This window comes from Streptococcus pluranimalium (assembly GCF_047785745.1).
Taxonomy (GTDB): Bacteria; Bacillota; Bacilli; order Lactobacillales; family Streptococcaceae; genus Streptococcus; species Streptococcus pluranimalium_B.
The window spans coordinates 12,527-36,261 of record NZ_JBLOJT010000006.1; the positions used below are offsets into that span (position 1 = coordinate 12,527).

18 protein-coding genes, 2 tRNA genes and 2 pseudogenes are annotated in these 23,735 nt (G+C 36.6%); 5 read left to right on the forward strand and 17 right to left on the reverse strand.

Annotated features, from left to right (window positions below; genetic code table 11):
• Window positions 1–48: 48 nt before the first annotated feature.
• The 7 genes and pseudogenes from ychF to ACMZ6U_RS01940 form a co-directional block, all read right to left on the reverse strand.
• On the reverse strand, window positions 49–1,164 hold the full coding sequence (gene ychF, locus ACMZ6U_RS01910) for a redox-regulated ATPase YchF (RefSeq protein WP_416105968.1): 1,116 nt from the start codon (window positions 1,162–1,164) through the stop codon (window positions 49–51).
• A gap of 82 nt (window positions 1,165–1,246) precedes the next feature.
• Window positions 1,247–1,704: pseudogene (locus tag ACMZ6U_RS01915) on the reverse strand (helix-turn-helix domain-containing protein).
• Window positions 1,705–1,823: 119 nt separating this feature from the next.
• Complete coding sequence (locus ACMZ6U_RS01920; RefSeq protein WP_416105969.1) at window positions 1,824–2,027, reverse strand: DUF951 domain-containing protein; 204 nt, start codon at window positions 2,025–2,027, stop codon at window positions 1,824–1,826.
• A 78-nt stretch (window positions 2,028–2,105) separates the two neighbouring features.
• Entirely contained in the window at window positions 2,106–3,242 is a 1,137-nt protein-coding gene (gene dnaN, locus ACMZ6U_RS01925; RefSeq protein WP_416105970.1) for a DNA polymerase III subunit beta, read from the reverse strand.
• Between the two features lie 153 nt (window positions 3,243–3,395).
• Complete coding sequence (dnaA, locus tag ACMZ6U_RS01930) at window positions 3,396–4,763, reverse strand: chromosomal replication initiator protein DnaA (RefSeq protein ID WP_416105971.1); 1,368 nt, start codon at window positions 4,761–4,763, stop codon at window positions 3,396–3,398.
• A 201-nt stretch (window positions 4,764–4,964) separates the two neighbouring features.
• A complete protein-coding gene (locus ACMZ6U_RS01935) occupies window positions 4,965–5,732 on the reverse strand; it encodes a ParB/RepB/Spo0J family partition protein (protein ID WP_416105972.1) in 768 nt (255 codons plus the stop codon).
• 50 nt (window positions 5,733–5,782) lie between these two features.
• On the reverse strand, window positions 5,783–6,931 hold the full coding sequence (locus ACMZ6U_RS01940) for a S1C family serine protease (protein WP_416105973.1): 1,149 nt from the start codon (window positions 6,929–6,931) through the stop codon (window positions 5,783–5,785).
• 300 nt (window positions 6,932–7,231) lie between these two features.
• Here ACMZ6U_RS01940 and rlmH point away from each other — a divergent pair, with 300 nt between their 5' ends.
• Window positions 7,232–7,711 (forward strand): 23S rRNA (pseudouridine(1915)-N(3))-methyltransferase RlmH, encoded by a 480-nt coding sequence (gene rlmH, locus ACMZ6U_RS01945; RefSeq protein ID WP_416105974.1) that lies wholly within the window; start codon window positions 7,232–7,234, stop codon window positions 7,709–7,711.
• A gap of 49 nt (window positions 7,712–7,760) precedes the next feature.
• On the opposite strand, the gene ACMZ6U_RS01950 is transcribed toward rlmH, so the two are convergent.
• Window positions 7,761–7,834 (reverse strand) — tRNA-Arg (locus ACMZ6U_RS01950).
• 132 nt (window positions 7,835–7,966) lie between these two features.
• Here ACMZ6U_RS01950 and ACMZ6U_RS01955 point away from each other — a divergent pair.
• Window positions 7,967–8,038 (forward strand) — tRNA-Glu (locus ACMZ6U_RS01955).
• A gap of 78 nt (window positions 8,039–8,116) precedes the next feature.
• Here ACMZ6U_RS01955 and ACMZ6U_RS01960 read toward each other — a convergent pair.
• The 3 genes from ACMZ6U_RS01960 to ACMZ6U_RS01970 all read right to left on the reverse strand — a co-directional run bounded on the left by ACMZ6U_RS01960 (window position 8,117) and on the right by ACMZ6U_RS01970 (window position 13,353).
• Window positions 8,117–10,717 (reverse strand): YfhO family protein, encoded by a 2,601-nt coding sequence (locus tag ACMZ6U_RS01960; protein WP_416105975.1) that lies wholly within the window; start codon window positions 10,715–10,717, stop codon window positions 8,117–8,119.
• A 71-nt stretch (window positions 10,718–10,788) separates the two neighbouring features.
• Complete coding sequence (locus tag ACMZ6U_RS01965; RefSeq protein ID WP_416105976.1) at window positions 10,789–12,411, reverse strand: ATP-binding cassette domain-containing protein; 1,623 nt, start codon at window positions 12,409–12,411, stop codon at window positions 10,789–10,791.
• 69 nt (window positions 12,412–12,480) lie between these two features.
• Window positions 12,481–13,353 (reverse strand): YitT family protein, encoded by an 873-nt coding sequence (locus ACMZ6U_RS01970; RefSeq protein WP_416105977.1) that lies wholly within the window; start codon window positions 13,351–13,353, stop codon window positions 12,481–12,483.
• 368 nt (window positions 13,354–13,721) lie between these two features.
• On the opposite strand from ACMZ6U_RS01970, the gene ACMZ6U_RS01975 reads away from it, so the two are divergent.
• From ACMZ6U_RS01975 to ACMZ6U_RS01985, 3 genes and pseudogenes are all read left to right on the forward strand, one after another.
• Window positions 13,722–14,312: a GNAT family N-acetyltransferase gene (locus tag ACMZ6U_RS01975; protein ID WP_416105978.1), complete on the forward strand. Its 591-nt coding sequence runs from the start codon at window positions 13,722–13,724 to the stop codon at window positions 14,310–14,312.
• 10 nt (window positions 14,313–14,322) lie between these two features.
• Window positions 14,323–15,345, forward strand: coding sequence for a tryptophan--tRNA ligase (trpS, locus tag ACMZ6U_RS01980; protein WP_416105979.1), 1,023 nt, complete (start codon window positions 14,323–14,325; stop codon window positions 15,343–15,345).
• A gap of 426 nt (window positions 15,346–15,771) precedes the next feature.
• A pseudogene (locus ACMZ6U_RS01985) lies at window positions 15,772–16,586 on the forward strand (IS982 family transposase).
• Between the two features lie 71 nt (window positions 16,587–16,657).
• Here the strand turns inward: ACMZ6U_RS01985 and ACMZ6U_RS01990 are convergent.
• The 6 genes from ACMZ6U_RS01990 to ACMZ6U_RS02015 all read right to left on the reverse strand — a co-directional run bounded on the left by ACMZ6U_RS01990 (window position 16,658) and on the right by ACMZ6U_RS02015 (window position 23,725).
• Window positions 16,658–17,776 carry an aminotransferase gene (locus tag ACMZ6U_RS01990; protein WP_416105980.1) on the reverse strand — a complete coding sequence of 373 codons (1,119 nt, stop codon included), beginning with the start codon at window positions 17,774–17,776 and terminating at the stop codon, window positions 16,658–16,660.
• Between the two features lie 98 nt (window positions 17,777–17,874).
• A complete protein-coding gene (gene arcD / locus ACMZ6U_RS01995; RefSeq protein ID WP_416105981.1) occupies window positions 17,875–19,284 on the reverse strand; it encodes an arginine-ornithine antiporter in 1,410 nt (469 codons plus the stop codon).
• Window positions 19,285–19,315: 31 nt separating this feature from the next.
• Window positions 19,316–20,263 (reverse strand): carbamate kinase, encoded by a 948-nt coding sequence (arcC, locus tag ACMZ6U_RS02000; protein WP_416105982.1) that lies wholly within the window; start codon window positions 20,261–20,263, stop codon window positions 19,316–19,318.
• 101 nt (window positions 20,264–20,364) lie between these two features.
• Window positions 20,365–21,378, reverse strand: a complete 1,014-nt coding sequence (gene argF, locus ACMZ6U_RS02005) for an ornithine carbamoyltransferase (protein ID WP_218653835.1) — start codon at window positions 21,376–21,378, stop codon at window positions 20,365–20,367.
• A gap of 118 nt (window positions 21,379–21,496) precedes the next feature.
• Entirely contained in the window at window positions 21,497–22,732 is a 1,236-nt protein-coding gene (arcA, locus tag ACMZ6U_RS02010; RefSeq protein ID WP_416105983.1) for an arginine deiminase, read from the reverse strand.
• 285 nt (window positions 22,733–23,017) lie between these two features.
• The gene (locus ACMZ6U_RS02015) at window positions 23,018–23,725 is read right to left on the reverse strand and encodes a B3/4 domain-containing protein (protein ID WP_416105984.1); all 708 of its coding nucleotides are present in this window, start codon (window positions 23,723–23,725) and stop codon (window positions 23,018–23,020) included.
• Between the last annotated feature and the right edge of the window lie 10 nt (window positions 23,726–23,735).

Consider the following 23,735-nt stretch of genomic DNA (forward strand, 5'->3'; position numbering starts at 1 on the left):
CACAAAAGGACTGGAAGTAACTTCCAGCCGGTTGTTATTTTTAAAATCTTAAACGTTGAAACGAAATTCCATAACATCGCCATCTTGAACGATGTATTCTTTTCCTTCTTCACGCAGGCGTCCTGCTTCTTTGACTGCTTTTTCAGATCCATATTGAACCAAGTCATCATAAGACATAGTCACAGCTCGAATGAAGCCTTTTTCAAAGTCTGAGTGGATGATTCCCGCTGCTTGAGGGGCTTTAATCCCATGCTTAAAGGTCCAAGCACGGACTTCTTTTTCACCTGCAGTGAAGTAAGTTCCAAGACCCAAGAGATGATAGGCTGCACGTGTTAATTTGTCAACTCCTGATTCTGTAAGACCAATCGCTTCTAAGAATTCTAGTTTATCCTCATCGTCAAGTTCAGAAATTTCTTCTTCAGCACGCGCTGAGATCACAACAACTTCAGCATTTTCAGTAGCTGCAAACTCACGAATGGCTTTGACATAATCAATATCATCCGGTTCTGCGACTTTATCCTCGTCAACGTTGGCGACATAAAGCACTGGTTTAGTGGTCAAGAGGAAGAGACCTTTAACCACTTTTTGCTCTTCTTCAGTAAAGTCAATGGTGCGGGCTGATTTGCCATCTTCCAAAACTGGTTTGATTTTTTCCAAAACGTTAAATTCAGCTACCGAATCTTTATCTTTTTGAGTACGAGCCATTTTTTCAACACGCGCATAACGTTTATTGATAGACTCCAAGTCAGCTAAAATCAACTCTAAATTGATGGTTTCAATATCAGCAATCGGATCAACAAAGTCTGATTCACGCCCTTGCTCACGCATAACATTTTCATCATCAAAAGCACGAACAACGTGGACAATAGCATCGACTTCACGGATATTAGCCAAGAATTTATTTCCCAAACCTTCTCCACGAGAAGCTCCTTTAACGATACCGGCGATATCTGTAAATTCAAAGGTTGTCGGAACTGTCTTTTTAGGTTTAACCAATTCTGTTAATTTATTAAGACGTTCATCTGGCACTTCAACCATCCCAACGTTTGGGTCAATAGTAGCAAATGGGTAGTTGGCTGCTTCTGCTCCAGCCTTTGTAATTGCATTAAATAGTGTCGATTTCCCAACGTTTGGTAAACCAACAATACCTGCTGTTAAAGCCATAGTTTATAACTTCCTTATCTTTTTTCAATCATAACCATTATAGCAGAAAATAAAAGAAAAAGCCTAGCATCTGCTAGACTTTTTATCCAAAGACATTTGCAAGGATATGTGGCAAAAACCAAGATAGATATCCTAATATTGATAAAAGTAGCCACCAATAACCTGCGATAAATTCCCAGAAGGTCATTGGTCTCTCTGCTTCTCTTGTTTCGACTACTCGCTCAATTTTAACCTGTGGTTCTTTGCCTAATATGAGTTGATCCAGACTAACCTCTAAAATCTCTGCCAACTTAATTAAATTCTCCAAATCTGGTGTAGCATCACCATTTTCACAATTGGCGGTAAGACAGAAATCTATGATTTCGTTGTCGCACCCCCGCAAGGCTGATTAGTTTGGCAAGAAGTTCTATACGCCCTTGGCCAACAATCAGCTACTGCGAAAATAGATTGTCTAGAGATGAAAAGTTTTTCAGCCAAAGTATCTTGTGATAGTTTTTTCTCTGTTCGCAGTTTTTTGAGCTGTTCAGCAAAAATAGTCATGGTAATACCATCCCTTCTTTAATTTTCAACATCAGTATAAACTGGAATCCTTAGCTTTACCAGCACTTTTAGGCGCAACTCATGGTTGCAAAAACCTTCAAAATGTTAATTTGACAATCTTATTCTGGTTGCGAGAGTATTTTTTTGAGTTTACGTTCAAAATCATGACGACTCATCATGACAACATGCTGACAATTAGTACATTTTAATTTAAAGTCTGCTCCCAGGCGCGTAATTTCCCAAGAATTGGCCTTTTTGCCAGTTTCTTTGATGATACAGGCATGAGGTTTTTTCATCTCAACCTTACTTCCGATTTGGTACATGATTCTTCTCCTTCTTTGCTTATTATAACAAATTTCGAAACGAAAAAACCATCTAGACAAACTAAATGGTTCTTGATACTAGTTCGTACGAACTGGTGTAATTAATTGAATGAAGTTTTCGCTATCATCTCCTGGAGTTAAGGTAAATGGACGTACTGGAGATAGGAAACGAACACGAACAGTCTCACTTTTGAGAGCTTTAAGAGCTTCAATCAAGTAAGTAGGATTGAAACTAATGGTCAAATCACTACCTGAAACAGTTTCAGTATCTAATTCTTCGTTAACTTTTCCGACTTCTGGTGAGTTTACATGAGCACTGACTGCATTACCAGTAATTTCCAATTTTACCGTTCCGTTTTGTGTCGCATTTGACACTAAAAAGGCACGTTCCATAGCTTGGCGAAGATTGGCCGTCTTAAAGACAACCTCTGTCTCAAAATTAGGGGTAAGAAGGCGGTCAGTATCTGGATAGGCTCCTTCGAGAAGACGTGTGTAGAAGCTAATATTTTCACTTCTGAAGAGAATTTGACTTGAAGAGAAGAAGATCTCTACGTTTTCAATATCGTCCGTAAAAACGGCTGAAAATTCACGTAGTGAGCGACTAGGAATAACAACATCAAAATCAGCTGATTTTTTCTCTAAATTTAGTTGACGTTGACTCATACGATGAGAATCTGTTGCTACAGCTTTAAATACTTGATTATCCTTAAGTATGATGTGAACACCAGTTAAAATAGGACGACTTTCTTGTGTACTAGCTGCAAATGATGTTTCTGTGATGACTTGCTTAAGTGTTTTCGTTTCCATACTTAAAGGATTATTAGTATCAACTTCTTGAAGACGTGGGTATTGTTCAACATCCTTACCTTTAAGAGTGATTTCTGATTTACCACTTGTTATTTGAACTTGGTAATTATCCATTTCTTTAAAGTCAAGAGTGACGTCAGGAAGACTTGATACGATATTGATGAAGAAATTAGCTTCCAGAAGAATAGCTCCTAGAGAAGTTATCAACAAGCCAGCATTATCATTTTCGACTGAAATGAAATGTTCAATTGAAATTTGACCATTAGATCCTGTTAAAGTGATTCCAGAAGTCGCAACTTCAATTTTAATTGTTGATAAAATAGGAATAGCATTTTTAGTAGAAATAGCTCTTTTTGTAGCATTAAGAGCGTGTAGGAAAAATGCTTTGTTAATCGCAAATGAAATCATAGATACTCCTTTATATCTAAAGTATAATATATAGTATTAGTAATAGGCACTGTTGATAATGTGGAAAAGTCTTAAAAAGCAAGTAAAATCAATCAATAAGACTTGTTCACAAGTTGTGGATAAACTTGATTAAAAATCGAAACTTATCCACAATTACTTGATTTTGTTTTTGATGCTTTCCAGTTCGATACGAAGTCCTTCGTCTTGAGCCAGCATATTTTTGATCTTATTATAAGCGTGTAGAACGGTTGAATGGTCACGTCCACCAAACTCTTTGCCAATTTTTGGAAGAGAATTATCCGTCATTTCACGCGCCAAATACATAGCAACTTGACGCGCTAAAACAATATTTTGTGTTCTCTTGGTTGCTTTGATTTCTTTAACAGTGACACCATAGAACTTTCCAACAGTTGTTTGAATATCCTCGATTGGGATGACAGTAACTTCGGGGCCATCTTTTTTACGAGCTCTAATAGCTTCAGCTGCAACTTCAACTGTAATCACTTTTAGTTTTTTAAAGTTAGCGACAAGGCTGATATCTTTTAAAGCGCCTTCTAGATCACGCACGTTTGAATCAAACTGGCCAGCAAGGTATTCAATGGTTTCTGTAGGGAAATCAAAATCATACTCTTGAATCTTATTCGTCAAGATTGCTACACGTGTTTCAAAATCTGGTGGTGTAATGTTGACTGTTAATCCCCACTTAAAGCGAGTAACCAAACGATCTTCCAAATCATTGAGATGATCAGGATTACGGTCACTGGTTAAAACAATTTGTTTGTTATTGACATGAAGAGCGTTAAAAGTGTTGAAAAATTCTTCTTGTATCCCTGCATTAGTGGTTTTTTTAGGTAAGGATTGGATATCATCGATAAGAAGAACATCAAGTGTTCTGAAATTATCTTTTAATTCATCCATAGTATTGAGTCTGAGATGCTTGGTAAATTCGTTCATGAAATTTTCAGCTGTAATATAACGAATACGAGCATGCGGATTATCCTGTAAAACGGTATTTCCAATGGCATTTAATAAATGGGTCTTACCTAACCCTGGTCCACCATAAATAAAGAGAGGATTGTAGGTAGTACCTGGCCCTTCTGTAACTGCGATAGATGCTGCTACTGCCCAGCGATTTTCATCACCTTGAACAAAATTTTGAAAACTATATTTATCATTAAGGTTTGATTCAATATAGGGTAAAGTAGGTGTTGTTTGAACGACTTCTGTCCCATAGTTGGCAACTTCGTTAGCTGTTTTAGGCTGTAATTCGTCTTCTGAGAAAATGTAATGATTTGTAATTTCTGCGTTGAAAATTTCAAACCCAGCTGTCAGTGTGAATGGTTGAAGATTCTTTTGCCAGAAGAGTTCTTTTATTTCACTATCTAATAGGATAGTTGCTATGTTATGTTCAATCTTGATTAATCTTGCATCGGTTACAAAAAAATCAAAAGTTGCTTGCTTTAGCTGGCTATGAGCCAATTCTAAAACCCTATTCCAAAAGATCCGTTCATTTTCGGTCATAGCTGTCTCCTTTTTTAGTCTCGTCTTGCTAACATTCTAACATAAAGAAGATGAGTTTTCCACAAGTTTAAAAAGAAAATCCACAATGTGAAAAGAAGTTTTCCACAAGTTGTGGAAAATAAAAAGAAGCCTGTATTAATAAGGACTTCTTTTATTTTTTATTGTGTATAAGTACTATTTTTTTATATTGAAACTAACAATCTATTTTAGCTTGTTGATAATTCTGTTGAATTCTTCTTCATTTGCGAAGCTAATCGATAGTTGTCCTTTTTTTTGTTGAAATCCTGAGATGCTAACTTCTAAACCAAGTGATTTTTGCAGTTCTTTTTCGAGATAATCTTGAAAAATGACTTTTTCTTTGGAAGAAGACGGATGGCGGTCTTGTTTTAACTTCTTTTCTAGCTGATGTACACTTAATTGTTGACTAATTATATCATTTAGCCAGATGTCTTGCTCTTTTTGTGAGAGGTTTAGAATCAATCGTGCATGGCCTGGCATGACTATTCCTTCTCTTATAGCATTCTGCCAAGATTTAGAGAGTTGGAGTAAACGTAATTGATTGGAAATATAAGGGCGAGATTTTCCGACACTGATAGCTAATTCCTGGTGTGTAATTTCTAATTTATCAAGTATATTTTGGTAAGCCTTAGCTTCTTCAATGGGATTCAGGTCAGCTCTTTGAAGGTTTTCGATAAGAGCTTGCTTCATACTTTCTTGATAATTTTTATCGGTAATAACAGCTTTAATAGATTTTTTGCCAAGATATTGATGCGCTCTTAGACGCCTTTCTCCGGCAATCAGTTCGTATCCAATAACATCAGAAGGTCTAACGATAATAGGTTGGATCAGTCCATTATTGGCTATTGATTCAGCAAGTTCTTTAATCTCTTCTTCATTGAAATGGTGTCGAGGTTGATTAGGATTTGTTGTAATATCATTGATTTGTATGTCTTTTAAAATATCTTCCATAGTATTATCCTAAGGTTATGAAATATTGAAAAAGCCCATCAGGGCTTTTCTTAGTTGTTTTCTAAATCTTGTGTTGACTTACTTAATTTAATGTCAGTGGTCTGTTTATCTTTACCACGGTAGTAGGTAATTTTAATGGTATCACCAATTTCGTGACCATAAAGAATACTTTGTAGATCACTGGTTGAGGTTACTTCTTCACCGTCAATTTCAGTGATGACATCATATTGTTTCAGTTTACCTGAGGCAGGCATTTTATCTTGAACAGAGGCAACAACAATACCTCCAGTGAGCTTATTCGGAATATTAAGCTCTGAGATTGCACTTGTTGAGAGATCACTAAGATTTGCCATAGTAATACCTAGTGCTGGGCGAGTCACTTGCCCACTTTTTTCTAACTGATTGATAATTTTGATGACATCATTGGATGGGATAGCAAATCCCATACCTTCTACGGCTTCGCGAGCAGCTGAGGTAGATGAAATTTTACTTGAATTGATACCAATAACTTGTCCTTCAATATTAATCAAAGCACCACCAGAGTTACCAGGGTTGATGGCAGCATCTGTTTGGATAGCATTGGTTGAAGTGGTTTCACCATCCTCATTTTTAAGCGTTACTGTACGGCTAAGACTTGATACAATTCCTTGTGTAACAGAGTTAGCATATTCACTTCCTAGAGGACTACCCATTGCAATCGCTACTTCTCCAACGTTTAATTTATCAGAGTCTGCGAACTCCGCAACTGTAGATACTTTTTCATCAGAAATTTTGACAACAGCTAAATCAGAATAAGTATCAGATCCAACAAGTTCTCCGACGATTTTTGTTCCATCAGCAAGCATAATTTCGATATTTTCAGCTCCATCAATAACGTGATTGTTAGTGACGATGTAAGCTGAACCACCTTCTTTTCGATAAATAACACCAGATCCTTCGCTGTAGACCCTGAAATCATCCTCAGAATGCTTGTTCTTATCGCCACCAAACATTTGACTGTAAAGATCATTTAAAGAAGAATCGGTATTCTTTTTGTAGTTAATAACTGATACAACAGCATCTTGGACTTTTTTGGCTGCTTTAGTCGTGTTGGTAGTATTATTGTAAACCACATTGCTTGTTTTGGCTTTGGATTGCGGATTATTCAAAGGAGTTGACAGGTTATTGGAAAAATAGAGCATGAGATAAGCTCCTGCCATGCCTGAGAGTATTGCTACTAGGATTATTAGAATTATCCTTTGAAATCCATTGTTATTTGATTTTTGTTTCAAATGAAATCGCCCCTATCTATTTTTAGATTACTAATGTATTGTTTAAAATGATAATTTAAGTGTCTTAATTATATCTTAAAGATTTGAAAAAGAAAAGTATCCACAGGTTGTGGATAAGTTTTGAAAAATTGTGGAAATCCTTTAAATAAAAGGTAAAGTCTTAGTTTTATTGGGAAATTAGTATGTGGATAAGGTGTTAAAAGTTTGTGTATATGTTATAATCAGATCATGAAAATAAAGATTATTTGTGTAGGGAAATTAAAAGAAAAATACTTAAAAGATGGTATTGCAGAGTATGTTAAACGTATGGGACGTTTCACTAAATGTGAAATTATTGAATTACCCGATGAAAAAACGCCAGATCAAGCAAGTTCAGCGGAAAATAACAACATTTTAGCAAAAGAAGGCGATAAAATTTTAGCTAAAATTGGTGATAGAGATTATGTTATAGCTTTGGCAATTGAAGGAAAACAATCGTCATCGGAAGATTTTGCTAATCAGATGTCTAAAGTTACTTTAGCTGGTAGTTCCACCATTACTTTTATCATTGGTGGTAGTCTAGGGCTAGATGCGCGTGTTAAAAAAAGGGCTAGTCATTTAATGAGTTTTGGTTTGTTAACATTACCCCATCAACTAATGCGCCTAGTACTTGTTGAGCAGATTTATCGTGTTTTTATGATTCAGCAAGGCAGTCCCTATCATAAATAAAGGCTAGAAATAAAAAGCAATCAGAATTTTCTTCTGATTGCTTATTTTTTGATCCCAGCAGGATTCGAACCTGCGACCGTTCGCTTAGAAGGCGAATGCTCTATCCAGCTGAGCTATGGGACCTTTATCAACCACATTAGTTTATCAAAAAATAATCTAATCTGCAATAGTAAAAAAATAAAAAAAGTTGAAAAAAGGACTAGACAAAAAAAAATTATTTGCTATAATAATAAGAGTGTTAAAGATAACACCTACGGTCCGTTGGTCAAGGGGTTAAGACACCGCCTTTTCACGGCGGTAACACGGGTTCGAATCCCGTACGGACTATCTTAAGCTGAGTGTACTCAGCTTTTTGTTTTTATAAAATAAAGAACAGGAGTTAGGATTTTTCCTAGCTCCTGTTCTTTATTGTGATACTTTTTTATATTTAGCAGAGATTAGCTTAGTTATTACGTTATAACAAGTAAATAATCCTAGTCCTAATAGTGATAATAGGCTACCTTCTTTTAGACCTTGCGGAGTAAAGCTAAGTCTAATAGTTCCCTCACCTTGAGGAACATCAACAGCCATTAATCCTCTTTGAACCCGTCGAATTTTTTCTCTTTTACCATTAACTGTTGCTTGCCATCCTTTATCAAAAGGTATGGTGTAAACTATTGAAGAGTCACGCTTAGCATGATAAGTTGTTAAAACAGTATTGGCTTCTGTCTTTGTTTGCGTTTTTTGCTGCTCAAGGCTTTTTATAGCTTTTTGATAAGAAAATGTATCAAGACCATAAAAATTGGGAGAATCAAAACTAACAGTACTATTAGCAGGAAAAGTTAGGGTAATAGTAGCTGTTTGCGCATTTTCAAAATAACCAATGTTAAAGAAAGTATAAGCACTATCAGTTGTGAAGGTTTGTGAGTTATCCTTATGAGAAACAGTTACCTCTTTTTGATTGTTATCTGAAATGTTAAGATTTGGAAGGCTAACATAGACTTGCTGGTGGGAAGGAATTGTGACTTGATAGCTTATCTTTGTTATATTAGATTGATCAGGTTTGAGATTAATAGTATTTGATAAAGTTGTCAATGACGTCAAGGGTTGTTTATTTAAGCGCTGAAAATAGTCTTCTGATAGACCGGATAATTGATTTAAAAAACTTGCTTGATTGTCAAGTGTGTTTACAGTTAACTTGACATCTCTGTAAATATCATTGGTAAGAATACCTAATGGTAAAGTATAGATATTTTTGTAAAGTGAAGTATCATTTGATGTTTTTTCTTTGGTAAAACCAAATTTTTGAGGATCCGATTGACTAAGATTATATTTCACAGCAAACAGGCTATCTGCAATGATAGTATTATTCTGGTAACGCAGATTGAGATTTGTACCATTTGATTGAAATCCTAGTCGATCAAGTAAACTACTAGATGATCGATTACGTATGGATGAAAATTGAGAGATACCATTATAGTTAAACTTCATGCTATCATTTCCCGTTTGGGGGAGAAGACGCTCTGTTCGGTAGAAATCATTTTCTTTAGATTTTGAGTAATCGACAAGGGCAGAGATATCAGTCATATGCTTTTCGTAGCCTTCTCTTGTAGGAAATACCCACTCATCTCCTAAACTACTAACGACTAAGAAGGTATTCATAAATATTTCAAAGAGTGTAAAGGTTAGTGTAAAGCTAAGTAAAAATCCTTTTGGCAACAGAGGATTGTTATTGTTAAGAAGTATTACCAGATAAGCGATTAGAAAAATGAAGGTTAGGATAAATTGAGAGTTTTCTAGGAAAGGATACTCTCTTTGAAAACTGGTTATTGCTGAGAATCCTAAGAATAAAATGATGACTATAAATAGGATATGTTTCGCGTGTAAAGATTTCCAATAACTAAGTGTTTCTGCAGCCATAAAGACAATTAGTAAGGATAGGAGCCAAGAATAGCGGTGTAAAAACATATTTGGGGCATGCATGCCTTGCCATAGAAGATCCAGTGGTTCAAGATAAAATGAAAGAACAATAATTCCTAGAAGTAGACAATAAGCTAGGCGTACTTGCCATTTTATAGTAGGAAGGATTAAGAATAGAAGGCTTAAAATGAGGGGAAATAAGCCAACATAAATCATTGGGATAGAGCCAAATTTGGTTGTGTCATAAGCTCCAACAATATTTTTAGCAAATAGATCTAGGTACCAGGCATCTTTTGATATCCATTGACTAAACGTTGAAAATTCTTCTCCATGAGTTGAAAGATCTAAATAGGCTGGTAGCAACATAATAGCACTGGATAAGGCTGAGAATATTGAGATGAGAGAAAAATCTAACGCTTGTTTCAGCAATGTTTTAAAAGAGAAGGACCTACTTTGTTGAACAAGAAAATAGAGGATTAGAAAGATAGACATCATAAATCCAAAATAATAATTTTGAATAAATAAGGTTGTCAGAGATAAGTAATAAATCCCAAATTGACGTTTTTTAAGGAGTAGGTGTAAGCCGAGTATGATAAGTGGAGCGATGATAAAGACATCCAACCAAGTATTAATTTCTAATTGGCTAATGGCGAAACTCATTAGCGCATAAGAAGTGGAAAGAGATAAGAGTAAAAAATTATTGACAATCTTGTAAAGTTGTCGTAAAGCTGTGAACATACTTAGCCCAGAAAAGCCAAATTTTAGTAAGGTGAAGAGATAAACAGCATCAGGAATAGTTTCTAGAGAGAAAAAATAGTAAAAGGGTGATAAAAACGATCCTAAATAATAACTCATCAATGCATAGAAATTTAACCCTAAACCGCTAGTAAAGGTGTAAAAAATACTGTCAGACCCGTGTAAGATATTTCTGAGATTTTGTGCAAAAATAACGTACTGATGAAAACCATCGCTAGCTAGAACGGTTCGATCACTTCCCCACCAAATCTCATTGGAGAGAAGCACAATAACCATGATGAAGACAGGAAATAAGAATGCTAGAAAATAGGAAAATGCTCTTTTAACTGTAACTGTAAATGTAGAAGTCATAGATTCAACCTTGTAAACTTTTTGTAAAGGATAGTAGAAAACTCAGTTGATAAACAACTGAGTTTTGTGATTTAGTCTTTCCAAAGTTCTTGAACTTTTGCCTGAACTTCTTTATTGTCAAGGAATTCATCGTAGGTTTCATCGATACGGTCGATGACGCCATTTTTAGAAAGAACGATGATATGATTAGCAAGTGTTTGAATAAACTCATGGTCATGGCTGGCAAAGATAATGGATTCTTTGAAAGTTTTAAGACCGTCGTTAAGACTTGAGATAGATTCCAAGTCCAAGTGATTGGTTGGATCGTCAAGTACTAAGACATTTGATTTTAGAAGCATGAGTTTTGACAACATCACGCGCACTTTTTCGCCCCCTGACAAGACGTTGACAGACTTGTTAACCTCATCACCAGAGAAGAGCATACGACCAAGGAAACCACGAAGGAAGGTATTGTCATCCTCCTCTTTTGCTGCAAACTGACGTAACCATTCAAGGATGGTCTCACCATTTTCAAAATCCTTGGTATTGTCTTTTGGTAGGTAAGATTGGCTAGTTGTCACGCCCCACTTAACAGTACCTTCATAAGGGATTTCGCCCATGATAGCACGGATAAGAGCAGTGGTTTGGATGTCATTTTGACCGATAAGCGCCGTTTTATCGCCTGGACGGAGGATGAAACTGATATTGTCGAGGATTTTTTCATCATCGATGGTGACGGATAAGTTTTCAACGGTTAGCAGGTCATTTCCTATTTCACGTTCAGCTTTGAAATTGATGAATGGGTATTTACGACTTGATGGGACAATTTCTTCAAGTTCAATCTTATCAAGCATTTTTTTACGAGATGTCGCTTGTTTTGATTTTGAAGCGTTGGCAGAGAAACGGGCAACGAATTCCTGCAATTGTTTGATTTTTTCTTCAGCTTTAGCATTACGGTCTGCTTGGAGACGTGCAGCCAACTCAGATGATTCTTTCCAGAAATCATAGTTACCAACAAAGAGTTTGATTTTACCAAAATCAAGGTCAGCCATGTGTGTACATACTTTATTTAAGAAGTGACGGTCATGGGATACGACGATAACGGTATTTTCAAAATCTATCAAGAAATCTTCCAACCATGAGATAGATTGGATATCAAGACCATTGGTAGGCTCGTCTAGAAGAAGCACATCTGGTTTACCAAAGAGGGCTTTAGCAAGGAGAACTTTAACCTTATCACCATTTGCCAACTCACTCATGTTTTGATAGTGAAGGTCTTCTGGGATATTAAGGTTTTGAAGTAGTTGAGAGGCTTCTGATTCAGCTTCCCAGCCACCTAGCTCTGCAAATTGGCCTTCTAACTCAGCGGCACGTACACCATCTTCATCAGAAAAGTCTGCTTTCATGTAGATAGCGTCTTTTTCTTTCATGATGTCGTAGAGTTCTTGGTTACCCATGATAACAACATCGATTGCACGTTCTTCTTCATAGTCAAAGTGGTTCTGACGAAGGACAGATAGGCGCTCGTCTGGGCCAAGTGAAATATGGCCTGTAGATGGTTCAATATCACCAGCTAGAATTTTCAAAAACGTTGATTTCCCAGCACCATTGGCACCAATAAGTCCGTAAGTATTTCCTTCTGTAAATTTGATGTTAACATCATCAAAAAGTTTGCGATCACTAAAACGTAAAGATACGTCTGAAACTGTAAGCAATGTGATTACCTCATTTTATCTATATTATGCTACTTCATTTTACTTAAAAAATGCTTATTTATCAATCAATTACATTGGCATAAGAATATCGTCGTCAAAGCGTCCATGGCTTTTTTGAAGGCTAAATCCTCGTCCTAGAGCTTGAGAAGCAGGGGTAACAGTAATAAAGGCAGTTTCATCAATCTTTAAAATAGCTTCTTGTAATTTTGTGAATTCATAACCAGCGATAGTTGTCATTAACATGATATGATTTGTGCCAGAATAGCCACCTTTAACTGGAATCTCTGTTACACCACGATCTGCAGTAGTCGTAATATAATGTTTGATTGGCTGATAATTTTGTGAAACGATAAAGACAGTTACCAGTGTTGTAACACCTGTTTGAATTGTATTAATGACATAACTAATAGTGATTAAACCAATAATGGAATACATAACAGTGTCACTATCAAAGGCAACAAAACCAATAACCGTGACAATACCATCAATTAAAATAACACTTTTACCAAGGCTAATACGAGTATATTTTCCAAGTAATTGAACGATAACGCCTGTTCCTCCAGTTGATGAATCGCTCCAAAAAACGATACCTAAACCAGCTCCTACGATAAGACCACCAAATAATGTCGCAAGTAGGGGTGTTTCAGTGATTGTCGGTAAAAATTGCGTTAGTTTTATGAAGATAGGAAGGATCCATGAACCGTAAATGGTTTTTACAAAGATAGATTTTCCCAAGCAAAAATAGCAAATTAGTAGCAGTGGAATGTTTGATACCATCATAAATGTGGCAGTGTCCCAACCAAAAATTTCGTGCAAGCTGATAGCAAGCCCACTCATTCCACCAGTAACAATATTATTGGGAAAGAAAAAAGCATTAAAACCAACTGCAGTGACTAAGGAACCGATATTTAGCAATATAAAGTTTTTTATTTTTTTTGACACCTTGTTCTCCTGTCGTTTTTAATCATTATTTTGAGTCTATTTATATTATCTATTAGCTTGCATATCAAGTCAATATAACTTTTTAAAAACTTGACATTTGGAAGTGTTTTTTTTAGAATAAACCTATTCAGATAAGTAGTTAGGTTTAGTCCTTTTTAGAGAGCTGGTGGTTGCTGTAAACCAGTAGGACAACTTAATCAAGTGGGCTGATGTTTCACATGAAACCAAATGGTATCATGCTTCTTAATTCTTAATAAGGTAAGAGATGACACAACTGTGTTAATTGAGGTGGTACCGCGTCAGATTAGTAAACGCCCTCACGTAGATTTATCTACGTGAGTTTTTTGATGTTAAAAGTAGGGTGATGAATGGAAAATGTTTATCAAAAGTTAGATCGATACCGAGTTCTGGAAACAGAGAGATTACTCCTTCGTCCAGTAACCTTAGCAGATGCTGAGGAAATGTATGCTTACGCTTCCGATGAAGAAAATGTGCGTTGGACTTTTGCTGCCAATCAATCGCTGGAAGAAACCAAAAACATTATCGCTAGCATCTATCTAGCTCATCCTTTGGGACGCTGGGGTATTGAGTTAAAAGAGACTGGCCAGTTTATTGGCACCATTGACATGCATCATTTAAAAGAAGACGTAGGTCGTGCTGAATTTGGCTATACCTTAGATAAACATTTTTGGAATCAAGGTTATATGACAGAAGCTGCAAGAGTTTTTGCAACCCTCTTTTTCGAAAAATTCGATATGAATTGCTTGATTGCTCGTCATGATAAAGAAAATCCAGCATCTGGTCGGGTCATGCAAAAGATTGGTATGAGATTCAGTCATGAAGACCCTTACGCTAAGCTTGATAAGAAAGTTCCCAATCGTGTTATCACTATGATGCATTACACCCTCACTAAAGAAGATTATTTTAAAGAAATTGACAGTATTGTCAATGAACTGTAAAGGAGAAAAAATGACTAGACCAATTATTTTAACAGGAGATCGCCCAACTGGGAAATTACACTTAGGACACTATGTTGGCTCCCTTAAAAATCGTGTCCTTTTGCAAAACCAAGATAAGTATGACATGTTCGTTTTCTTGGCTGATCAACAGGCTCTTACGGACCATGCTAAGGAATCAGAGATGATCAAAGATTCTATAGGGAATGTAGCCTTGGACTACTTGTCAGCGGGTCTTGATCCAGAAAAATCAACCATTTTCATCCAAAGTCAGATTCCAGAATTAGCTGAATTGACCATGTACTACATGAACTTGGTATCGTTGGCACGTTTGGAACGCAATCCAACTGTTAAAACAGAGATTGCTCAAAAAGGCTTTGGAGAGTCTATTCCATCTGGCTTCTTGGTTTACCCTGTTTCACAAGCAGCTGATATCACAGCTTTTAAAGCTAATCTTGTACCTGTCGGAAATGATCAAAAACCGATGATTGAGCAGACACGTGAAATTGTTCGTAGTTTTAACCACACTTACAAGTGTGATGTTTTGGTCGAACCAGAAGGTATGTATCCAGAAAACGAAGCTGCTGGTCGTCTGCCAGGTCTTGACGGTAATGCTAAGATGTCTAAATCCCTTGGTAATGGGATTTATCTTTCTGACGATATGGATACTGTCCGTAAGAAAGTCATGAGCATGTATACAGATCCTAATCACATTCGTGTGGAAGATCCAGGACAAATCGAAGGGAATATGGTTTTCCATTATTTAGATATTTTTGGTCGTGAGGAAGATCAGGCGGATATTACTGCTATGAAAGAACACTATCAAGCAGGTGGCCTTGGAGATGTTAAAACCAAGCGTTATCTTTTGGACATTTTGGAGCGTGAATTATCACCAATCCGTGAGCGTCGTTTAGAATTTGCCAAGGATATGGGACAAGTCTTTGCCATGCTTGAAAAAGGTAGTGAAAAAGCACGCGCTGTAGCAGGACAGACGCTATCAGAAGTGAAAGAAGCGATGGGAATCAATTATTTTTAAACATTGATAAAGAGTAGATAGGAAAAAAGAGCTTAAAAACAAAAAAGGCTTAGAATGATGTTGGCAAGAAACGTTGATTCTAAGCCTTTTAACATGGTTCGATGTTCAAACAGAAAACCTAATACTCATTAAGAATAAAAATCTGACGTTGTCTAGGTTACCTTGATGAATTTCAGTTCTATCTGCATCTCTTTTCCTAGTCAGATTGTGATTTTCTTCGAGTATAACATTGAGTTTCTAATCAGTTTTTTTATAGTTTTGAGAAATAATTTAGGATAGTCACAGATTGTCTATCAATCACCAATAAGTTAAATCATGCCTGCTGTTAGAATAATGATTACTCGTGGTGCTAGTTGATTTTCAACGACAATAAAAAGCCCAAAAGGACTATACTGTAAGTGACAAAACAAACAGGAGGTAGTCCTAATGAGCCGCTTACAGTATACCGCTAAATCCCATCATTTACAATGGAATATCAACCAATTATCCCAAATTAGTTCTCAATTTTATCTGACCTACTGCCCCGATTCGTTGAAACATCGTCGTAATATCGGTTTAGCCAAAGTTTCAGATGAGTCACTTCTTGTGTTATTGCTACTTCAAGCTGAGTTAGGGATAACATCTCAACGCCGTTTTTACAGGATTTGTCACCTTTTCTTTGGTCATAATAGCTTATACTAGAAAGAAGTCGCTTTAATAGACGAACAGGGCAACTTATTTGGTTGGTTCAGCTCATTCGACAAGCTTTGAGTAAGGCAATCTCGCCAGATACTATTGTGATTATGGACAGTTTTCCATTGCCGCTTTGCCAGCCAATTCGCAATCATAGCGCCAAGATTTTCAATGAAGTCGCTGATATTTGGTATAATACCGCTAAAAACCTTTGGTTCTATGGTTTTAAAGTCCATATGTTGGTCACTTTGTCGGGGTTTATTCTCAACTATGTTGTGATACCAGCCTCTGTTCACGATATTAAAGTCGTTGATGAACTCCTAGAAGGCTGTAGGCAATCTGTCGTTCTTGCCGATTTAGGCTACCTCAGTCAAGAACTAAAAGATAGGTTAGAACAGCATAATCATTGACAGTTACTTGTCATGAGAAGAACGATCGAAACTCGCTTTTCTGAACTTTGTTCGCTATTTTATATTGAGCACACGTTGACTAGAAGCATTAGGAGACTACAATTGAGAATCGAACAAATCATACTGGCTTATCATTTGAGATATTTTGAAATCAACTAGCACCACGAGTAATGATTAGTATTAGCTATAGATAGAGAGCTTTAATCTCTCTGATATTTGTGTTACAAGAATTAATCAAACTCTCTCAAAAATTCAGATAGTTTTTCTAATCCTTTTTGCAAAGTCTCTGTATGAGTACAGTAACCGAGCCTAGCATAACCAGGCATATCAAAACGATTTCCAGGAACGAGAAGAACGCCTTTTTCTTTGAGTAAACGAATGCAAAAATTTTCTATCTCTTCTGGAATATCTAACTTAATAAAAGAGGTTGACACGTGTCTTGGAAAGATTAGTGATACTCTTGGCTCATTAGCTACCCAATCTTTTACTATTTTTAAATTACGCGATACAATGTCGTGATTTCGTTTTAAAACAAATTCCTTATGTTTTAAAACATGTGTGGTGATCAAATCATCAAAAACACCTGCACAAATCATTGTGTAATCACGGTATTTGCGAAAAATATCAGCTAATTGATCATTTGACACAATCCATCCAACACGAACGCCAGGAACAGAATACGTTTTTGATAAGCTATTAGTTGAGATTCCCTTGTCATAGAGGTCAACAATAGCTGGAACGTCTATATTGTCTTCCAGTGGTTTATAAACTTCATCAGAAACAATATAGGCACCAATTTGATTGGCGATGGACACTAATTCTTCCAAAAATGCCCTGTCCATAACAGCACCAGTAGGATTATTGGCATTATTGATACAAATTATTTTGGTATTTGGTTTTATCAATTGGCGTAGGTTATCTAATGACGGTAACCAATTGTCTTCTTCATGAATTTTCCAAAGTGAAACATCGGCACCAAACGAACGTGGAATGTCATAAAGTTGCTGATAAGTAGGGTAAAGCGAAATGACATGATTTCCAGGTTCTATCAAACTATAGAGAGCTAAAAAGTTAGCTCCAGTAGCTCCATTGGTCTGCAGTATTTGACTTGGTTTAACAGTTTGATACAGCTTAGCAACTTCTTTTTTGAATTCTGGAGATCCCTCAATCCAACCATAATTCATTTTTTTCTGAAGTAATTCGTTGAGTAAGCTTTCTTTATTTTCGGGATTGAGTTCCAAAATTTCTTCAAGGGTCATCGAAGCAATCGAACTACCAGCAATATCATAGATGGCATCATTTTCCCAGACATTTAACCATTCTTCAACACCAAACGCATTGATTTTCATAATTGTATCCTTTCTGACATTATCATATCATTTTTTATTTCAGAATGGTAAAAAGAGACAGGTGCGCCCCGCCTCTTTTTACCAGACTTTTGTGTCTATTAAAATGAAATTTGTCCTGTTACTAATCTAAAGATAGCAAGAAGGGCACCGGCAACAAGAAAGACTAATAAAATTAACTCAGCTTTTGAAAATACTTTTTTGACGCCTTTTTGTTTACGTGCTTGGATATAGAAGAATATTCCTACTAAGTAAGCAATTAAACAAAGTAAGAAGTAGTCGATACCAGAAGCCCAAATGACCCAAATGAAGAACACAGAACCAATTAGTCCTAGAAGCATTTGTTTAGTGTCATTTAAGGATTTGGATAATTTTGTCTGATAGAGAACGACATATAGCCAAGAGATAAACATGGCAGCTGTACAGAGAGCATAGGCAAATTGGTAAGCAGATTCAGTGAAGAGCAAAGTAAACATGAAAACTTGTGTTAAGGCTGTCATGAAAAAGAGTGAGTAGGTAGGAACACCTTGACCATTTAATTTACCAAATTTAGCAGGCAATAGGTCTTTTTGGGCCATGATTAGGGTTGTTTCAGCGGGAAGCATTGTCCAAGACAACCAAGCACCGAAAATAGAAATAATTAATGCGATGTTGACAACAATTGGGAACCAGCTTCCAACATTTTCTGCTAGGACATATCCCATAGCTGGATTTGGAAGTCCAACAATTTGTTCACGTGCTAGGATACCATAGGGTAAAATGGAAGCAGCAATATAAACCACCAGAAGTCCAATAAGTCCAAGGACAGTTGATTTTCCAACGATTGCTTTACTACTAGCTCGATCAGACATCATGGCAGCTCCTTCAATACCAACAAAAACCCACATAATAACCATCATTGAGCTTTGAATTTGCTTAATAACAGATGATAGTTCGAAACTGCCAGAAGTTGTTCCCCAGAAATTATCCATAAATGTATTAACATCAAAGAAGAGTATAGCTAAAATAATATAAAAGGCAAGGGGAAGAAGTTTACAAAGAGTAATAATAGTGTTTAAAGAAGCGGCAGACTCTACACCACGATTAACTAAGAAATAAAGTCCCCATAGAATAACAGAAGCAACTAGAATAGATAATAGATTGCTACCGTCACCAAAGGCTGGGAAGAATCGTCCGATTGTCTTCATCATCATAGTTGCAAAGGCAACGTTACCTAACCAAGCAGATAGCCAATACCCCCAACCACTGATAAAGCCATTAAAGGGTCCAAAACCGTCTTCAGCGTAGCTAACAATACCTGAGAGCTCAGGTCTTTTATTAATGATATTAACGATAGATAGGCATAGAGTTAGTACCCCAAGACCAGCAATAAGCCAGGCCATTAAAGCCCCACCAGGTGATGCAGCATCAGCCATATCTGTAGGGATAGCAAAAATACCAGCGCCAATGGAAGAACTGATAATGAGGGCTGTTAAAGCAATAATCCCTAATTTTTTGGGTTCGTTAGACATAAGAAATACCTTTTCTTTCTGTTGTATTTAATTAATCTTTCACTATAATTGTACCACTTTCAGAAGCAATAAGCTCACCTAGATTTTCTAAAGAAGTAATAACAGCTTTAGAGCTTGGTTTATTATTAACAAAAGCCATAGCAGCTTCAACCTTAGGTAGCATTGAACCTGGTGCAAATTGTTCTTCTTTGATGTAGTCTTCTAATTCTGCTACTGATACACGTTCTAGTTTAGTTTGGTTTGGTTTGTTGAAGTTTACAAAGACGTAGTCCACTCCTGTCAAGACTATGAAAAGGTCCGCATCTACTGATTCAGCAAGTGTTTGCGAAGCAAAATCTTTATCTATAACAGCTTCAACGCCAGTTAAGTGACCGTTATCTTCTTGAATGACAGGAATACCACCACCACCAGCAGCAACAACCACAGAACCTTTATTTAAAAGAGTACGAACGGTGTCAATTTCTTTGATTTTGACAGGTTTTGGAGAAGCGACGACTTTACGCCAACCACGACCAGCATCTTCTTTAAAGGTAGATCCTGTACGTTCTTCTTCAGCTCTAGCTTCTTCTTCCGTATAGAAAGGTCCGATTGGCTTAGAAAGATTGTCAAAAGCAGGGTCATTTTTATCAACAATAACTTGTGTAATAACAGATGCTACTTCTTTTTCAATACCTTCATCTAGTAAAGCATTTTGTAAGGCATTTTGTAACCAGAAACCAATAGATCCTTCTGTCATAGCTACGAGACTGTCTAATGGAAAGGCAGGGTTTTTATCGGAATCAGCAGCGATATTTTGAAGTAAGAGATTACCAACTTGTGGTCCATTACCATGAGTGATGATCAACTCATCGCCATTTTTAATGAGTTTAACGAGGTGTTTAGCAGTATCTTCTAGAGCCTTTTGTTGTGCTTGAGCACTAGGGTCACTAGAAAGAATAGCATTTCCTCCCAAGGCTACAACGATTTTACGATTTGTCATGTTTTTCTCCTTAAAGTAACATTTTTGCCAATGATGAAAGGGCTGGGCTTTAGCCAGTCCAGCCCTTATAATAACGGTAGATAAATTAGTCGCTTAACTGTTTAAACTTTTGGAATAAAGAGATTTCCAAGAGTGGCTGCCATAACAGCTTTGATAGTGTGCATACGATTTTCAGCTTGATCAAAGTGACGACCATATTTACTACGGAAGACCTCATCTGTAACTTCCATTTCTTTAACACCGAATTTTTCTTCGATATCTTTACCATAAACGGTATTAGTGTCATGGAACGCAGGGAGACAATGTAAGAAAATTAAATCTTCGTTGTCAGCTTTTTTGATAAGATCCATATTGACTTGATATGGTGTCAATAATTTAACACGTTCTTCAAACTTATCTTCTTCTCCCATCGATACCCAAACATCGGTATAGAGGACGTCAGCTCCCTTAACAGCTTCGTCGGCATCTTCAGTGATGACTAATTTAGCGCCACTTTCTTTAGCGTAGCCTTCCGCAAGTGCAACAACTTCGTCTGAAGGGAATAGTTCTTTTGGTGAGAAGATGCGCACGTTAACACCGAGGATGGCACCAGTTACCAAAAGAGAGTTTGCCATGTTATTGCGGCCATCTCCACAGTAAACCAAAGTGATTCCTTCAAGTTTACCAAAGTTTTCTTTAACAGTTAGATAGTCAGCCAACATTTGAGTTGGGTGCCATTCGTCTGTAAGTCCGTTCCAAACAGGAACACCAGAGAATTCAGCAAGTTCTTCAACCATTTTTTGGCTGAATCCACGGAATTCAATACCATCAAACATACGTCCCAATACTTTAGCAGTATCTTCGGTTGATTCTTTTTTCCCTAATTGAATATCATTAGCACCTAGATATTCTGGATGAGCACCAAGATCGATGGCAGCAGTTGTAAAAGCAGCGCGTGTACGTGTAGATGTTTTTTCAAATAAGAGGGCAATATTTTTACCTTCTAGGTAACGATGTGGGATACCTCGTTTTTTAAGGTCTTTCAAATGAGCTGAAAAATCAATGAGGTATTCGAGCTCTTCACGGGTAAAATCTTTTTCTGCTAAAAAACTACGTCCTTGAAATACTTGAGTCATAAGTGTTATTCTCCTATTCTTTTTGTCTATTTGCTATAAATTAATTTTGAGTACAATAGGGTTAGTATATTTGACTATAACTGTATACCGACCCTATATCTAGCTGCCTTAGATTACATTAAATTTCTTCACGTTCGAAAGGCATTGACATACAACGTGGTCCACCACGACCACGAACCAATTCACTTCCGTGAATCTTGATTAATCGAAGACCTTTAGATTCAAGGATTGCATTAGTGATAGTGTTGCGATTGTAAACAACGACTACCCCTGGAGCAATTGTCAATGTGTTTGATCCATCGTTCCACTGTTCACGACCAGCAGCGACGAGATTGTCTCCACCACAGCGAATGAGTTCAACTTTTTCAACACCAAGATTTTCAGCCAGTACTTCAGCTAAATCACCAGTTTCTTCAACGATTTTAAGAGCTTCATTTTCATAAGTAACAGAGTAAACTCTCAAATCTCCTTCGATTTCTGGATGAATAGTGAACTTATCGTAGTCAACCATTGTAAACACTGTGTCAAGGTGCATGAATTTACGGTTATTGGCAAATTCGAAAGCCAATACTTTCTTGAAACCAAGGTCCTTTTTAAAGATGTTAACCAATAATTTTTCAATAGAAGCAGCATCAGTACGTTGAGAGATACCGACAGCTAGAACATCTTTTGAGAGTACTAACTCATCTCCCCCCTCAATACGTGTGTTTTCATCACGGTCGTACACCATAGGAACTTTTCCGCCACCATAGATTGGATGATGCGTAAAGATATATTTACCGTAAAGTGTTTCGCGATTACGTGTTTCAGCAAACATATGGTTTAGTGACACACCGTTACCAATAGTTGCAAAAGGGTCGCGTGTGAAGTATAGATTTGGCATTGGATCGATAGCAAATGGGTAGTCAGATTCAACCAAATCAGTCAATCCTTTTTCTTCATCTGGAATGTCAGGAAGTTCTGATTTTTGAATACCTGCCATGGTTTTTTCAACGAGTTCTTGGTTATCTTCGATGGACAAGAGCAACTCGCAAATTGCTTTTTTAGTAGAACGGCCACGGATATTAGCTTCTGAAAGATACTCGTCAATGAAAGCTTCTCTAATTTCTGGAGTTGTTAGAGATTCAGCAGTTAGAGTCTCTAAGTAGAGTACCTCCACGCCTTCATCACGAAGAGCTTGAGCAAAGGCGTCATGCTCTTTTTGAGCATCTTCTAAAAATGGAATATCATCAAATAGAAGACGTTCAAGATAATCCGGCATAAGGTTTTCAATTTCTTTACCTGGACGATGCAACATGACTTTTTTGAGTTTTCCAATCTCTGAGAAAACATGAATTGGACTTGTGTGAGACATACTATTCTCCTTTCATGATGGTGAGATTATAAATGCTATCTCAGTTTGTTTACGCTTTCATTTTACTATTTTTTTAAAAAAAAGAACGGATTATTTCACAGCTAAACTGTTAAAAAGTTAACAGTTTCTAGGTGGAAAATGTATCATTATATAAATGTAAGTGTTTTCTATACGTTTTTAAACGTATTTAATTCAAAAATGATAATTTATCAATTCAAAAAATCCTTAAAAAATGAAAATAGAGATCTCTATTTTCATAGGCGACTATTTTGGAAAAAAGATTATTTAGCTCAGATTTATTTTAGTATGTTTTTGATCTAAAATTATTTGTTGTGTTTTAGCCGATAAGAAATAGTTAGCTTTTTCTTCAATAAAATCTAAAGCATTTTTAAATTCTGCTTCTTTTGTGATATCAATCAATTCAATGACTAAAAAAGCATTGACGGTTTGATCCGTAATCATGGTCCTGGCTCCATCCCGCCAATTAAAGCAGCGACAAACTGCACCAGCATTATCAATATAAGCCAATTCACCTGGTAGAGTAGGCTTATTTTCATCATCTCCGATAAGGAAGAACTCATCCCCACCATTAGTAATGGTTAATCTCAAATCCCCTTCAAATGTATCAAAATCTTCTGCACCAATAGGTAAAGCAAATTGGAGACTGGCAGCATTGTAGATATCAACCAGAGGGCTTATTGATGTGACAGGATTGCCTGAATCAACACGTTTTAGAAGTGCTTCAATGCTCGAACGGGCCCCTTTTTTAGTTTTAAATTGTTGGTAAGCTTTTCGATAAGTTTGGATGACATCATTCTGGCTAAATTGCTCTTCTTGGAGATGTTTTTTTGCTAGGTTATTACTAAGGGATAGTAGCTGTTCTAGTTCGTCTACTAGGTCTTCATTCATTTGGTAGTTATGGATTAATATAACTCCAATTTTAGAATGGGGAAACAACTTCCAGTAACTATCATCAACAATAAATTTTTTCATGTGAAGTCTC

Bases quoted from the DNA above. Each gene is read 5' to 3' on its own strand.
- trpS (WP_416105979.1), top strand. From the start codon at position 14,323: ATGACTAGACCAATTATTTTAACAGGAGATCGCCCAACTGGGAAATTA.
- ACMZ6U_RS01920 (WP_416105969.1), bottom strand. From the start codon at position 2,027: ATGTACCAAATCGGAAGTAAGGTTGAGATGAAAAAACCTCATGCCTGT.
- ACMZ6U_RS01935 (WP_416105972.1), bottom strand. From the start codon at position 5,732: ATGGAAGATATTTTAAAAGACATACAAATCAATGATATTACAACAAAT.
- arcC (WP_416105982.1), bottom strand. From the start codon at position 20,263: ATGACAAATCGTAAAATCGTTGTAGCCTTGGGAGGAAATGCTATTCTT.
- argF (WP_218653835.1), bottom strand. From the start codon at position 21,378: ATGACTCAAGTATTTCAAGGACGTAGTTTTTTAGCAGAAAAAGATTTT.
- rlmH (WP_416105974.1), top strand. From the start codon at position 7,232: ATGAAAATAAAGATTATTTGTGTAGGGAAATTAAAAGAAAAATACTTA.
- arcD (WP_416105981.1), bottom strand. From the start codon at position 19,284: ATGTCTAACGAACCCAAAAAATTAGGGATTATTGCTTTAACAGCCCTC.
- ACMZ6U_RS01975 (WP_416105978.1), top strand. From the start codon at position 13,722: ATGGAAAATGTTTATCAAAAGTTAGATCGATACCGAGTTCTGGAAACA.
- dnaA (WP_416105971.1), bottom strand. From the start codon at position 4,763: ATGACCGAAAATGAACGGATCTTTTGGAATAGGGTTTTAGAATTGGCT.
- ychF (WP_416105968.1), bottom strand. From the start codon at position 1,164: ATGGCTTTAACAGCAGGTATTGTTGGTTTACCAAACGTTGGGAAATCG.
- arcA (WP_416105983.1), bottom strand. From the start codon at position 22,732: ATGTCTCACACAAGTCCAATTCATGTTTTCTCAGAGATTGGAAAACTC.
- ACMZ6U_RS01960 (WP_416105975.1), bottom strand. From the start codon at position 10,717: ATGACTTCTACATTTACAGTTACAGTTAAAAGAGCATTTTCCTATTTT.
- ACMZ6U_RS01990 (WP_416105980.1), bottom strand. From the start codon at position 17,776: ATGAAAATCAATGCGTTTGGTGTTGAAGAATGGTTAAATGTCTGGGAA.
- ACMZ6U_RS01940 (WP_416105973.1), bottom strand. From the start codon at position 6,931: ATGGCAGGAGCTTATCTCATGCTCTATTTTTCCAATAACCTGTCAACT.
- dnaN (WP_416105970.1), bottom strand. From the start codon at position 3,242: ATGATTTCATTTGCGATTAACAAAGCATTTTTCCTACACGCTCTTAAT.
- ACMZ6U_RS02015 (WP_416105984.1), bottom strand. From the start codon at position 23,725: ATGAAAAAATTTATTGTTGATGATAGTTACTGGAAGTTGTTTCCCCAT.